The sequence below is a fragment of the Pseudomonas sp. Nvir genome (genome assembly GCF_963778085.1).
Lineage (GTDB): Bacteria > Pseudomonadota > Gammaproteobacteria > Pseudomonadales > Pseudomonadaceae > Aquipseudomonas > Aquipseudomonas juntendi.
Window position 1 is genome coordinate 2,374,089 of record NZ_OY970405.1, and the last position, 13,842, is coordinate 2,387,930.

Here is a 13,842-nt window from a genome sequence, read left to right on the forward strand (position 1 = left end):
GGCGTGCTTGAGGTCAGACCGCGGTGTAGCCGTTATCCGCGAACAGGTGCGCGCCGTTGACGAAACTGGCGTCGTCACTGGCCAGGAACAAGGCGGCGCTGGCTACCTCGGCGGGTTGGCACAGGCGCCCCTGGGCGGTCGCGATGGCCTGTTCGCTGACGTCCACACCGTGCTTGCGCAGCATGTCGATTTCCCGCAGGCCGTGGGCTGTGGCAATGAAACCCGGGCAAATGGCATTGGCGCGGATACCGCGGTCACGGAACTCCACGGCAATGGCCCGGGCGAACATATGGGTGGCGCCCTTGCTGGTGCAATACAGGACTTCCATTGGCGTGCCCACCACGGCCGATATGGAGGAGGTACACACGATGCTGCCGCCGCCGGCTGCGAGCATGCCCGGCAGCACCGCACGGGTGACCAGGAACATGCTTTTCACGTTCACGGCCATGATCCGGTCCCATTCTTCTTCGCTGGTGTCGAGGAAGGGGACAGCCGAAAGGATGCCGGCGTGGTTCATCAATACGGTGATGTGGCCGAAGGCTGCCTCCACGGTGGCGACAGCGGCCTTGACTTGCTGCGCGTCCGACACATCGGCTGCGGCGAAAACCGCTTGGTGGCCGGCTTCGCGCAGTTGTCGCGCAACCGCTGCGCCGTCGCTGCCGGGCAGGTCGACAATGCCGACCTGCGCCCCCTCTGCCGCGAACAGTTGCGAGGCGGCCAGCCCGCAGCCACCCGCGCCACCCGTGATCAGCGCTACCTTGCCGTTTAGACGTCCCGCCATGTTCGACTCCCGAAGATCTTTGTTGAAGTGTTTGTTGCCCGGGCGTTTCGCGATTCGCGTGGCCGAGCATGAAACAGATCAACGGGAACATCCATATACCGATGGGTATACGGGGGCGGGCTGCACGCAGTGGGCTCAGCCAGCCTGCCGTGCCAGCAAGGCCAGGCAACGCTGCACCATCGGGCTGATATCCCCCTGGCGGCGGCTGAGAATGATCGGGCTGACCGCGCTGCTGTCCAGCAGGCCCACGTATTCAATGTCGGTGCGGTGCTGCTGCTGCACCGATGCCGGCACCAGGGTGATACCGACACCTACTGCCACCAGGCCGATCGCTGTCTGCAACTCATTGGCCCACTGGCTGACCCGGATGCTCATACCGTGCTGGGCAAACAGCGCCAGCACATGGTCGGCATAACTGGGCCGGGGGTTGGCCGGGTAAAGGATGAACGCCTCCGCCGCCAGTTGCGCCAGGCTCAATGGGCTGGCAGACAGCGGGTGGCCCTTGGGTAGCACCGCTACCAGTGGGTCCTCGCACAATACCTGCTGCTCAATGGCCGGGTCGTCGATGCGGATGCGGCCAAAGGCAATGTCGATACGCCCGCTTTTCAGAGCTTGCACCTGCTGCAGCGTGGTCATTTCGCTCAGGCCCAGCTCCAGGTCGCTGTCCTGGCGCAGCTCGCGGATCAAGTCGGGCAGCACGGTGTACAGGGTGGAGGGGGCAAAACCGATGCCCAGCCACTGGCGCTGGCCCTGGCCGATACGCCGGGTGTTGTCGTTGATGCTCTGCAACTGCTGCAGCACGGTGCAGGTTTGCTCATAGAAAAAACGGCCTGCATCGGTCAGCCGCAGCGGGCGTTCGCGCGCGACCAACAGGGTGCCGAGCTCGTCTTCGAGCTGGCTGATCTGCCGGCTCAGCGGTGGCTGGGCAATGTGCAGCAGCTCAGCGGCGCGGGTGAAGTTCAAGGTTTCTGCCAGGACCTTGAAGTAGCGCAGGTGGCGTAGCTCCATCAGACCTCCAGGGTATGGTGAGAGATTCATATGATATTGGACGCTGCGCAGGGTCTCGCGCAATCTTCGCACAAGCAAGCACATGCACCATTCGGGCTGGCCTTCGCCCGCCCGACCTGACGAGACCTGGCAACAATGACAAGCGCGCTGATTGAACGTATCGAGGCAGTCATCGTCGACCTGCCCACCATTCGCCCGCACAAGCTGGCAATGCACACCCTGCAGCAGCAGACCCTGGTGGTATTGCGCGTGCGCTGCAGCGATGGCGTGGAAGGCCTGGGCGAGGCCACCACCATTGGCGGCCTGGCCTATGGCTACGAAAGCCCCGAGGGTATCAAGGCCAACATCGACGCGTACCTGGCCCCGGCGCTGCTCGGCCTGCCGGCAGACAACATCAACGCGGCCATGCTCAAGCTGGACAAATTGGCCAAAGGCAACACCTTTGCCAAGTCCGGGCTCGAAAGCGCGTTGCTCGACGCCCAGGGCAAGCGCCTGGGCCTGCCGGTCAGCGAACTGCTGGGTGGCCGTGTACGCGACAGCCTGGAGGTGGCCTGGACCCTGGCCAGCGGCGACACCGCGCGTGACATCGCCGAAGCCCAGCACATGCTGGAAATACGCCGCCACCGGGTGTTCAAGCTGAAGATCGGTGCCAACCCGGTGGACCAGGACCTCAGGCATGTGGTGGCGATCAAGCGCGAACTGGGCGACAGCGCCAGCGTGCGGGTCGACGTCAACCAGTACTGGGACGAGTCCCAGGCGCTGCGGGCATGCCAGGTGCTGGGCGACAACGGCATCGACCTGATCGAGCAGCCGATTTCGCGCATCAACCGCGCTGGCCAGGTGCGCCTGAACCAGCGCAGCCCGGCCCCGATCATGGCCGATGAGTCGATCGAAAGCGTCGAAGACGCCTTCAGCCTGGCTGCCGACGGCGCCGCCAGCATCTTCGCCTTGAAAATCGCCAAGAACGGTGGCCCCCGCGCTGTGCTGCGCACCGCGCAGATCGCCGAGGCTGCCGGTATCGCCCTGTACGGCGGCACCATGCTGGAAGGCTCGATAGGCACGCTGGCCTCGGCCCATGCCTTCCTCACCCTGCGCCAGCTGACCTGGGGTACGGAATTGTTCGGGCCATTGCTGCTGACCGAGGAAATCGTCAACGAGCCGCCGCAGTATCGCGATTTCCACTTGCACATTGCGCGCACCCCCGGGCTGGGGCTGACCCTGGACGAAACGCGCCTGGCGCGCTTCGCCAGGCGCTGAACTGCAGGCTGCAGGCGCACGCGCACACCACGGCGGGGAGCCCACTTGGGCAAAGCCCTGCCAGCTTTTGAAGCTGACGCAAGAAAGGAGAAACCTGCATGCTGTTCCACGTGAAGATGACGGTGAAACTGCCGGTCGACATGAACCCGGCCACCGCTGCCCAGCTCAAGGCCGATGAAAAGGCGTTGGCCCAGCGGCTGCAGCGCGAAGGCACCTGGCGCCACTTGTGGCGCATTGCCGGGCACTACGCCAACTACAGCGTGTTCGATGTGCCTAGCGTCGAGGCCCTGCACGACACCCTGATGCAGTTGCCGCTGTTCCCGTACATGGACATCGAGATTGACGGCTTGTGCCGGCACCCCTCGTCGGTCCACAGCGACGACCGCTGATTGCTGCTGAACAAGAACAATACGAGGTGAGTACGATGACCGTGAACATTTCCCACACTGCTGACATCCAGGCGTTCTTCGACAAGGTCGCCGGGCTGGACCATGCCGAAGGCAACCCGCGTTTCAAGAAGATCATCCGCCGCGTGCTGCAGGACACTGCACGCCTGATCGAAGACCTGGAGGTCAGCGAGGATGAGTTCTGGCACGCCATCGACTACCTCAACCGCCTGGGCGGCCGTAACGAGGCAGGGCTGTTGGCCGCCGGCCTGGGCATCGAGCACTTCCTCGACTTGCTGCAGGATGCCAAGGATGCCGAGGCCGGCCTGGGCGGGGGCACCCCGCGCACCATCGAAGGGCCGCTGTACGTTGCCGGTGCCCCGCTGGCAGAAGGGGAGGCGCGCATGGATGACGGCACCGACCCCGGGGTGGTGATGTTCCTGCACGGCCAGGTCTTTGCTGCCGACGGCCGGCCGTTGGCGGGCGCGACCGTCGACCTGTGGCACGCCAACACCCAAGGCACGTACTCGTACTTCGATTCGAGCCAGTCCGCGTACAACCTGCGCCGCCGCATCGTCACCGATGCCGAGGGCCGCTACCGGGCGCGCTCGATCGTGCCGTCGGGCTACGGCTGCGACCCACAGGGGCCTACCCAGGAGTGCCTGGACCAGCTCGGTCGTCACGGCCAGCGCCCGGCGCACGTGCACTTCTTCATTTCGGCACCTGGGCACCGGCACCTGACCACCCAGATCAATTTTGCCGGCGACCGGTACCTGTGGGATGACTTCGCCTATGCCACCCGCGACGGGTTGATCGGCGAGCTGCGCTTTGTCGAGGATGCCGCGGCAGCGCATGACCGTGGCGTGCAGGGTGGGCGCTTTGCCGAGCTGGCCTTCGACTTCCATCTGCAGGCGGCCACGGCGCCGCAAGCCGAGGAACGCAGCCGCCGCCCGCGGGCCTTGCAAGGTTAGCCGCACACACCCGCAAAGCCGGTGCGATCCGCCGCGGCACCGGCTCCGTTGGCAAACCCGCCACAGGCTTTTTTGGATCCATTCCCATTCGCAAAAACCCCGTGCGTTTCGCCTAAGCTTGAGTACAATCGTCAGCTTTTTCCGGGACTCCCGTCCCAGTGCTGGAAACCCCCATGCTGACCGGTAGCTACTCCTCTTCGCTGGTGTTGATTTCGCTGTGCGTGGCGATCCTGGCGTCCTATACCGCCCTTGACCTGGCCGGCCGCATCGCCACGGCCAAAGGCCGGGCTGCCCACTTGTGGATGTTCGGTGGCGCACTGGCCATGGGGATGGGCGTCTGGTCCATGCACTTCGTGGGCATGCTCGCCTTCAGCCTGCCCATCGACCTGGGGTATGACCTGGGCCTGACCGCGTTCTCGCTGTTGATCGCCGTGCTTTCATCGGGCTTTGCCTTGTGGCTGGTCAGCCAGCCAAGCCTGCCAAGTCTGCAATTGGCGTTTGGCGCGCTGATCATGGGTGCAGGCATTGCCTGCATGCACTACACCGGCATGGCGGCGATGCGCATGCTGCCAGGCATCGATTATGACCCGACACTGTTCGGCGCCTCGCTGCTGATCGCTGTCGGTGCCTCGGCGGCGGCATTGTGGATCGCCTTCCGCCTGCGTGCGCACACACCCTATGTGCGGCAGATTCGCGGCCTGGCAGCAGTGGTAATGGGCTTGGCCATCGTGGGCATGCACTACACCGGCATGGCAGCGGCGAACTTCCCGGATGGCAGCTTCTGCGGGGCGCTGGCGGGCGGTGGCCTGCAAGGCGATGGCCTGGTCTACCTGGTGCTCATCACCACCTTGTCAGTGTTGGCGGTAGCCTTGTTGACCTCGGTGCTGGACGCGCGCCTGGAGGTGCGCACCGCAGAGCTGGCCCGTTCGCTGACCTTGGCCAACCAGGAACTGACCCAGCTGGCCCTGCACGACACCCTGACAGGCCTGCCCAACCGCACCTTGCTGGCTGACCGCATCGAGCAGGCGATTGCCAGGGTGGCGGAGCAGGGCGGCTGTTTTGCCCTGATGTTCATCGACCTGGACGGTTTCAAACCGGTCAACGATGCGTTTGGCCACCACATTGGCGACCTGCTGCTCAAGGCCGTGGCCGCCCGCCTGCGCGGCCACCTGCACAGCCAGGACACCCTGGCACGGATCGGTGGCGATGAGTTCGTGCTGCTGGTGCAGTTGCAGGAACCCGACGATGCCATGGACGTGGCGGTCAAGCAGGTCAACCTGGTGTCACGGCCATTCCGGGTGGCCGAGCACGACCTGCAGTTGTCGGCCAGCCTGGGTATCGTCCTTTACCCGGGCAATGGCCAGGACCAGCACGAGCTGCTGCGCAATGCCGACGCGGCCATGTACCACGCCAAGAGCGCCGGCAAGAATGGCTACAGGTTCTTCGACGTGTCGATGAACAGCAACGCCCGCCAGCAGTTGCAGCTGCTGCAGGACTTGCGCCAGGCCGTGGCGCAGCGCCAGTTCCGCTTGCACTACCAGCCCAAGTTCGACGCCCAGGCTTGCCAGCCCATCGGTGCCGAAGCCTTGTTGCGCTGGGAGCACCCGCAGCAGGGGTTGCTGATGCCTGACCGCTTCATCGCGCTGGCAGAAAAAACCGGCCTGATCATCCCGATTGGCGAATGGGTGCTCAACGAAGCCTGCCGGCAGATGCGTCTCTGGCTGGACCAAGGCCATCATCAGTGGCGCATGGCGGTCAACCTGTCGGCTATCCAGTTCAGCCATTGCGGGCTGGTCGACAGCGTGGCCCAGGCCTTGCAGCACAATGGCCTGCCAGCCAACTGCCTGACCCTGGAAATTACCGAAACCACCGCCATGCATGACGCCGATGCCAGCCTCACAGTGCTGCAGCGCTTGTCCGATATGGGCGTGGACCTGTCCATTGATGATTTCGGTACCGGTTATTCCAGCCTGATGTACCTCAAGCGCCTGCCCGCCAACGAACTGAAGATCGACCGCGGCTTCGTGCGCGAACTGGAACAGGACAGCGATGACGCCGCGATCGTGTCGGCGATTGTCGCGCTAGGCCAGGCACTGGGGCTGCGAATCGTCGCCGAAGGGGTAGAAACTGACCGGCAGCAGGCGTTTCTGACCCGCCTGGGCTGTGACTCGCTGCAGGGCTACCTGTTGGGGCAACCCGTACCGGCCGAGCAATTTCTGAGCAAGCTGCAAGCGATGGGCCCGGGGGCCAAGTCTGCCGGTTAACCGGCGTCGCGCAAGGTAAAGGCGGGGGCGAAGGCATCCATCTCGGCCTCGACGGCCTCGATGATGCGTTCGACATCGGCAGCGGCCATGATTGCCGCACACGGGATGCCGGCAATCGCCAGCACGGTTTCTCCGGTGGCCCGGTCGAACAACCGCGCGACCATGCTGCGTGGCGCATCCATGCTGGCCTCGAAGCCCAGCGGGTGGAAATGCCAGCGCATCACCTGGCAGGCGTTGGGGAACGTCATCTTGTTCATGCCAGCCTCCTGGTCCGTGCCTGGACGTAGTGGGCGGGTGGCCACATCGATGCGGCCGCCGGGTAAGTAAACATAGCACCTGCAATGCGCGATTCTCAGCGGCGAACATGACAAATGTATTGATGCATGACAACGGTCACATCTGCGGCCCCGCCGGCGCAGTGCCAAAGCCCTCGGGGCAAACGTTTTCGCCTGTTGGATGTGCGCCCCGGCGCAGGTTTTCTGCGGGTTGCACTGTCGGCCCTGGCCCCTCGCTTTCAGACGAACGGCGTGCTCAACCCAGCAAACCGGCCGCGATGTTGATGGTGAACCCCAGGATTGCCGTGTTGAACACGAACCCCACCAGGGAATGCGCCAGCACTACCCGGCGCAAGCCACGCCCGGCCACCCCCACGTCGGAGGTCTGCACGGCCACGCTGATGGTGAACGAGAAGTAGTGGAAGTCCCAGTAGTCGGGGTTGCGTTCACCATCGGCAAATCGCAGGGGGGGTTCATGCTGCCGCCCGGTGTAGAACAACCGCGCATAGTGCAGGCTGAAGATGCAACCGATCATCAACCAGGACCCCGCCACCGTCAGGCCGGTGTACAGGTAGTGCAGGGCCTGGGCGCTGCCCTGCAGGCCGCGGCTGGACACCAGTTGCAGCGTCACTGCGGCCAGGCTGGCGATGGCGGCAATGCACACCGTCAGCAGCACCAGGCCGGCATTTTCATCTTCGATGCGGGCCACCTGGCGGACTTTCTCCGGGTTGGCGCTGCAGCTCAGGTACAGCACGAGCAGCAGATACAGCCAGACCCCCAGGTTCCAGCCAGCGAGGATATGCTGCACGCTGTCGCCAGCGGGTATCAGCCAGCCGCCGAGCAGGCCGACCACGGCGGCGATGCTCAGGCGGGGATGTGTACGGGTCAGGCGGTGGAAAGCCATGGGGCCAATTTCTCGGTCGATATGGCTATCACTCTAGCCTGTCGTGGCCAACCCGGTGGCAGGTCACCTGGCGCTTCAGGCCGGCAGCGGCAGGGTGGCCGGCGGCAACGCCGGTGTTGTTTGCTGGCGCCCATCGCACACCCTTGCAACTCTCAGTACACTGCACGTTCCAACACCAACATCTGTTGAACTCGAGGTTTTTGCATGAAGCTCAGTCCTTTGGCAGGCAAGCCGGCACCAGCCAGCGTGCTGGTCGATATTCCCCGGCTGCTCACCGCCTACTACACCGGCCGCCCAGACGCCGCCGTGGCGGCCCAGCGGGTGGCCTTCGGCACCTCGGGGCACCGCGGCACTTCGCTTGAATTGAGTTTCAACGAGTACCACGTCCTGGCCATCACCCAGGCGATCTGCCTGTACCGCAAGGAAAAGGGCATCGATGGCCCGCTGTTCATCGGCGCCGACACTCACGCCCTGTCGGCCCCTGCCGCCGCCAGCGCCCTGGAAGTGCTGGCCGCCAACGGCGTGCAGGTCATGCTGTCCAAGGATGACGAATACACGCCAACCCCGGCCGTATCGCACGCCATCCTCTGCCATAACCGTGGCCGTACCCAGGGCCTGGCCGACGGCATCGTCATCACCCCGTCGCACAACCCGCCGCAAAGCGGTGGCTTCAAGTACAACCCGCCCAATGGCGGCCCGGCCGACAGCGACGTGACCAAGTGGATCGAAGCCAAGGCCAACGACCTACTGGCGGCCAACCTGGCCGGCGTCAAGCGCATGGACCATGCCCAGGCCCTGCAGGCGGCCACTACCCAGCGCCATGACTACGTCAGCCACTATGTGGCCGACCTGGAAAACGTCATCGACTTCGACGTCATCCGTGCTGCCAAGCTGCGCCTGGGCGTAGACCCCCTGGGTGGGGCAGGGGTGCGTTACTGGTCGGCGATCGCCAAGCATTACCAACTCGACCTGGAAGTGGTGAATACCGAGGTCGACCCGACCTTCCGCTTCATGACCGTCGACTGGGATGGCCAGATCCGCATGGACCCATCCTCGCCGTATGCGATGCAGGGCCTGATCGGCCTGCGCGACCGCTTCGACGTGGCGTTCGCCTGCGACCCGGACCACGATCGCCATGGCATCGTCACGGCCGATGGCCTGCTGCAGCCGAACAACTACCTGGCCGTGGCCATCGATTACCTGTACCGCCATCGCCCGCAATGGCGCAGCGATGCCGCGGTTGGCAAGACCGTGGTGTCCAGCGGCCTGATCGATCGGGTTACCCAGCGCCTGGGCCGCGAGCTGTATGAAGTGCCGGTGGGCTTCAAGTTCTTTGCCCAAGGCCTGTTCGACGGCACACTCGGTTTTGGTGGCGAAGAAAGTGCAGGGGCATCGTTCCTGCGCCGCGATGGCTCGGTGTGGGCCACCGACAAGGACGGCCTGATCCCCGCGCTGCTGGCTGCCGAGATGACCGCCCGCACCGGGCGCAACCCTAGCCAGGCCTATGCCGACCTGACCGAGGCACTGGGCAAACCCTATGCCACCCGCGTCGAGGCCAAGGCCGATGCGCGGCAGAAGGCGCTGCTGAGCAAGCTGGCACCGGAGCAGGTGAAATCCACCGAGCTGGCCGGTGAGCCGATCGTGCAGATCCTCAGCCACGCCCCAGGTAATGGCCAGGCGATTGGCGGGCTGAAGGTGATGACTGCCAACGGTTGGTTCGCCGCACGCCCGTCAGGCACCGAAGACATCTACAAGATCTACGCCGAAAGCTTCATCGACGAAGCCCACCTGCAGCGCCTGGTGCAGGAAGCGCAGGTGCTGGTGGACGCTGCTATCGCCTGACCGGCAACAAAGCACTTGGAACTGCGGCGCGATGTAAATTAGAATTAATCCTATTTACGCCGCCGCAGGGCCTTCCCATGATCGACGCCGCGCCGCCACAAGAGCCTAGCCTGCCTGCCCTGTATCGGGAGCATCGCAGCTGGCTGGAAAGCTGGCTGCGCCGGCGCATGGGCAATGCCTGGGATGCCGCCGACCTCAGCCAGGATACGTTCCTGCGGGTGCTGGCCAGTGCTCAGCCGCTGGCAGACATCCGCGAGCCACGCGCCTACCTGCTTACCGTGGGCAAGCGCCTGCTCAGCAACTTCCACCAGCGCCGCAGCCTGGAGCAGGCCTACATGGATGCCTTGGCGCAGTTGCCTGAGCAGCATGTACCGTCGCCCGAGCAGCGCTGGATCGTGCTGGAAACCCTGCAAGCACTGGATGAACTGCTCGACGGCCTGAAGCCGCCGGTGCGCAGGGCGTTTCTCTGGAGCCAGCTGGAAGGCCTGGGCTATGCCGAAATCGGCAAGCGGCTGGGTGTGTGCGAGCGCTCGGTCAAACGTTACATGGCGCAGGCTTACGAGCATTGCCTGTTGGCCGATCTGCAATGACCCAACCTAGCGCCGAAACCCGCAAGGCCGTGCGTGCCGCTGCCCGTTGGCTGGCACTGCTGGATTCCGGCGCCGCCAGCGACAAGGACCTGCAGCGGCTCGCGCAATGGCGCGCCAGCAGCAGCCTGCATGAGCAGGCGTGGCACAAGGCAGCCTTGTTGCGCGCGCGCTTCTCCGGGCTGCCAGGGGCGTTGGCAATGGCCACGCTGGACCGCCCGGATGCCGGCCGACGGGCGCTGCTCAAGCGCGCCCTGGGCGTGGCGGCGGTGCTGCCGGCGGCGTGGCTGGCAAGCCGTGAGCTGCCCCTGGAAACCTGGGCTGCCGACCTGCGTACCGCGGTGGGAGAGCAGCGCCAGGTGCTGTTGAGCGACGGGACGTTCCTGCAGTTGAATACCGACAGCGCGGTCGATCTCGACCTCGGTGCACGGCGCCTGACCTTGCTGCGCGGGGAGGTTGCGGTAAAGGTGCCCGCGCATCTGCAACTGACCTTGCACGTGCCCGAGGGCCAGGTGCTGCTGGGCGATGCAGAGGTGTGCTTGCGCCTGTTGGGCGACGCCTGCCGGGTGTCGGTGCTCAACGGCAGGGCCCAGCTTCAGCCGGCCCGCGGCCCGGCACGCACGCTGCTGGCAGGGCAGCAGGCCAGCTTGCAGGCAACTGGCGTCGGCGCGGTCAGCGGGCTGGACCCTTGGCGGCTGGGCTGGCGCGAAGGGGTGCTGCGGCTGGACGACCGGCCGCTGGGCGAACTGTTGCACGAGCTGCGTCGCTACCGCCCCGGGGTGCTGCGCTGGGCGCCCGCGCTGGAGCGGCTGCGCGTCACCGGCACCTTCCGCCTTGACGACACCGACCGGGTGCTGGCCTTGCTGGCTGCAAGCCTGCCGTTGCAGGTGCAGTCACGCACCCGTTACTGGGTCAGTTTGTCTGCGCGAGAAAATCGTGCATGAGGCTGTCCCCTTTTTTTCACTCGCCGGTCATTACCGGTAGGAGAAAATAAAGGGGAGCCTTGTTCAATGCCTGCAGTAAAGTCTTGCCGCTTGCGCCCACTGGCGCGCGCCGCGCATCCGTTGTTCGCCATGAGCCTGTTGCTGTGTTCACCGGCCTGGGCCGATGAGCCCGTGCGCCGCACTTACCAGGTAGCGCCCGCCAGCCTGGGGGCCGCGTTGACCCGCTTCGCCGACCAGGCGGGCGTCAGCCTTTCGCTGGACCCGGCACTGGTGCAAGGCCGGCAGAGCGCTGGCCTGTCTGGCGCCTACAGTGTTGACGAAGGGTTTGCCCAATTGCTGCGTGGCAGCGGCCTGCAATGGCTCCCGGTGGGTGAAGGGGCCTTCACCCTGGTGCCGGCCCCCCAGGCCGGTAGCGCCCTGGAAATCGCCCCTACCAGTATCGTCGGCGGGCTGGTCGCCCCTGGCCAATCGCAGCCCTACGCTGGCGGCCAGGTGGCACGCCAGGGCGCACAAGGCCTGCTCGGCTCGCGGGACTTCATGGAAACCCCCTTCAGCATCACCAGTTACACCAGCGAGGTGGTCAAGAACCAGCAGGCCCGCACCCTGGGCGAGCTGATTGCCAGCGACCCCTCGGTACGCGCCACCAACCCCGCCGGCGGGCGCTTCGAACAATTCACCATTCGCGGCTTCAGCCTGTTCAACAGTGATGTCGCCTACAATGGCTTGTACGGGATCTTGCCGACCTATTCGATCGACATGGAAATGGCCGAGCGGGTCGATATCATCAAAGGCCCCAACCAGTTGCTCAACGGCATATCGCCCCGGGGCAGCGTAGGCGGTGGCATCAACGTGCAACCCAAGCGCGCTGGCGACAAGCCGATTACCACGTTCACCGGCAGCTATGCCTCCGACAGCCAGGTGGGGGGTGCCGTGGATATCGGCCGGCGCTTCGGCGAAGGTGACCAGTTCGGTGTGCGCTTCAACGGCGTCAAGCAAGCCGGCGATACTGCCTGGGACCACCAGTCTGTCGATCGCCAGATGGCGGTGCTGGGCCTGGATTTCCGCGGCGAGCGCCTGCGCCTCTCGGCCGACCTGGGCCACACCGAGCGCGATACCGATGCGCCGCAGGAGCGTGTGCTGATCGGCGCCAACGCCAAGGTGCCGGATGCCGATGACGTGCGCCACAACTATGCCCAGGCCTGGAGCAAGGCGCGCACCAATGACACCTTTGGCGCACTGAATGCCGAATACGATATCAGTGATTCGCTGCTGGCCTATGGTGCGGTCGGCGCGCGCAAGAGCAACCATGACTTCCTGCGCCACAACGTGTCGGTCATCAATGACGCCGGCGATTTCAGTGTGCAGCCCCGCGACTTTACCCGCGATGAATCTGTGCGTACCGCCATGGCTGGCCTGCGCAAGTGGCTGCAGACCGGGCCGGTCAGCCACGAACTGAACTTGGCCGCCAGCTATTACTACATGGACTTCACCAACGGTGGCGCCCGTTATGCCGCCGCACCCAGCAACCTCTACCACCCGGTGGCCACACCCACGCCGGGCACACCCACCCGCTTCGATTCGAAGGTCTACACGGAAAACCGCTTCTCCGGCGTGGCCCTGGCCGACACCCTGGGCTTTTTCGACGACCGCCTTCTGCTGACCCTGGGCGCGCGCTGGCAGCGGGTGCAAGTGGATGACTGGAGTGATGGCGTCAAAGGCGACACCGCCTATGACGAAGAAAAGGTCTCGCCCTCTGGCGGGGTGCTGCTCAAGGTCACCGAGCAGTTGTCGCTGTACGCCAATTACATGGAAGGCCTGAGCCAAGGCAAGATCGCCCCGTCGACCTCGGTCAACGAAGACCAGATATTTCCGCCATTCACCAGCCGCCAGGTCGAGGTCGGGGCCAAGTATGACTTTGGCCAGGTGGCCTTCACCGCCAGCGCGTTCCGCATTCGCCAGCCGGCCTACGAAACCAACCCGGCTTCGCGGGTGTTCGGCCCCAATGGCAAGCGTGATAACCGCGGCATCGAGCTGAGTGTGTTCGGTGAGCCTGTGCAGGGTGTGCGGGTACTGGGTGGGGTGATGTACATCGACAGCGAGCTGACCGACACGGTCGATGGCGCCTACGACGGCAACCGCGCCCCGGCCACGCCGGAGTACAACGTGAACCTGGGGGGCGAGTGGGACGTGCCGGGGGTCAAAGGCTTGACCCTGACGGCACGCGGTATCCACTCCAGCTCGCAGTACCTGGACCAGAACAACAGCAAGAAGATCGAGGGCTGGGAGCGCTATGACCTGGGGGCGCGCTACGCGTTCAAGGTGGATGAGACCGAGGTCACATTGCGTGCCAGCGTCGAGAACGTGCTGGATGACCGCTACTGGAGCTCGACAGGGGCCCCGGATGACAGCGAGCCGGGCCTGACCCTGTCGACCCCACGCACCTATCTGCTGTCTGCCACGGTCGGCTTCTAAGCCTTGCACCGTCCCCTGTAGGAGCGGCCTTGTGTCGCGATGGGGCGCGAAGCGGCCCTAAATTTTCAGCTTCGCCGCAACTTCAGCTTCGTCGCAAAAAAACGGGGCCGCTTCGCGCCCCATCGCGACACAAGGCCGCTCCTACAGGGCA

The 13,842-nt window shown here is 65.0% G+C and carries 12 protein-coding genes; 8 read left to right on the plus strand and 4 right to left on the minus strand.

Going from position 1 to position 13,842, the window contains the following annotated elements; genetic code table 11:
* Positions 1 to 13: 13 nt before the first annotated feature.
* Positions 14 to 781, minus strand: a complete 768-nt coding sequence (locus AACG97_RS11420; protein ID WP_047149653.1) for an SDR family NAD(P)-dependent oxidoreductase — start codon at positions 779 to 781, stop codon at positions 14 to 16.
* A 135-nt stretch (positions 782 to 916) separates the two neighbouring features.
* Positions 917 to 1,789 carry a LysR family transcriptional regulator gene (locus AACG97_RS11425; protein ID WP_009686514.1) on the minus strand — a complete coding sequence of 291 codons (873 nt, stop codon included), beginning with the start codon at positions 1,787 to 1,789 and terminating at the stop codon, positions 917 to 919.
* A gap of 135 nt (positions 1,790 to 1,924) precedes the next feature.
* Between AACG97_RS11425 and AACG97_RS11430 the strand changes: the two genes are divergently transcribed.
* From AACG97_RS11430 to AACG97_RS11445, 4 genes are all read left to right on the plus strand, one after another.
* Positions 1,925 to 3,046 (plus strand): muconate cycloisomerase family protein, encoded by a 1,122-nt coding sequence (locus AACG97_RS11430; RefSeq protein ID WP_009686515.1) that lies wholly within the window; start codon positions 1,925 to 1,927, stop codon positions 3,044 to 3,046.
* A 98-nt stretch (positions 3,047 to 3,144) separates the two neighbouring features.
* Complete coding sequence (catC, locus tag AACG97_RS11435; protein ID WP_115293915.1) at positions 3,145 to 3,435, plus strand: muconolactone Delta-isomerase; 291 nt, start codon at positions 3,145 to 3,147, stop codon at positions 3,433 to 3,435.
* 35 nt (positions 3,436 to 3,470) lie between these two features.
* Positions 3,471 to 4,403 carry a catechol 1,2-dioxygenase gene (gene catA / locus AACG97_RS11440; protein ID WP_115293916.1) on the plus strand — a complete coding sequence of 311 codons (933 nt, stop codon included), beginning with the start codon at positions 3,471 to 3,473 and terminating at the stop codon, positions 4,401 to 4,403.
* 173 nt (positions 4,404 to 4,576) lie between these two features.
* Positions 4,577 to 6,667: a putative bifunctional diguanylate cyclase/phosphodiesterase gene (locus AACG97_RS11445; RefSeq protein ID WP_047149652.1), complete on the plus strand. Its 2,091-nt coding sequence runs from the start codon at positions 4,577 to 4,579 to the stop codon at positions 6,665 to 6,667.
* On the opposite strand, the gene AACG97_RS11450 is transcribed toward AACG97_RS11445, so the two are convergent.
* Together AACG97_RS11450 and AACG97_RS11455 are read right to left on the minus strand one after the other, a co-directional pair.
* Positions 6,664 to 6,924, minus strand: coding sequence for a DUF1652 domain-containing protein (locus AACG97_RS11450; protein ID WP_009686520.1), 261 nt, complete (start codon positions 6,922 to 6,924; stop codon positions 6,664 to 6,666). The genes AACG97_RS11445 and AACG97_RS11450 overlap by 4 nt on opposite strands.
* A gap of 274 nt (positions 6,925 to 7,198) precedes the next feature.
* Positions 7,199 to 7,846: a DUF1345 domain-containing protein gene (locus tag AACG97_RS11455; protein ID WP_009686521.1), complete on the minus strand. Its 648-nt coding sequence runs from the start codon at positions 7,844 to 7,846 to the stop codon at positions 7,199 to 7,201.
* A 204-nt stretch (positions 7,847 to 8,050) separates the two neighbouring features.
* On the opposite strand from AACG97_RS11455, the gene pgm reads away from it, so the two are divergent.
* From pgm to AACG97_RS11475, 4 genes are all read left to right on the plus strand, one after another.
* Positions 8,051 to 9,688 carry a phosphoglucomutase (alpha-D-glucose-1,6-bisphosphate-dependent) gene (gene pgm / locus AACG97_RS11460; protein ID WP_009686522.1) on the plus strand — a complete coding sequence of 546 codons (1,638 nt, stop codon included), beginning with the start codon at positions 8,051 to 8,053 and terminating at the stop codon, positions 9,686 to 9,688.
* A 77-nt stretch (positions 9,689 to 9,765) separates the two neighbouring features.
* Positions 9,766 to 10,278, plus strand: coding sequence for a sigma-70 family RNA polymerase sigma factor (locus AACG97_RS11465; protein WP_009686523.1), 513 nt, complete (start codon positions 9,766 to 9,768; stop codon positions 10,276 to 10,278).
* A complete protein-coding gene (locus AACG97_RS11470) occupies positions 10,275 to 11,219 on the plus strand; it encodes a FecR domain-containing protein (RefSeq protein ID WP_054905556.1) in 945 nt (314 codons plus the stop codon). The genes AACG97_RS11465 and AACG97_RS11470 overlap by 4 nt, the downstream gene beginning before the upstream one ends.
* A gap of 66 nt (positions 11,220 to 11,285) precedes the next feature.
* A complete protein-coding gene (locus AACG97_RS11475; protein WP_197884820.1) occupies positions 11,286 to 13,691 on the plus strand; it encodes a TonB-dependent receptor in 2,406 nt (801 codons plus the stop codon).
* Positions 13,692 to 13,842: the final 151 nt, after the last annotated feature.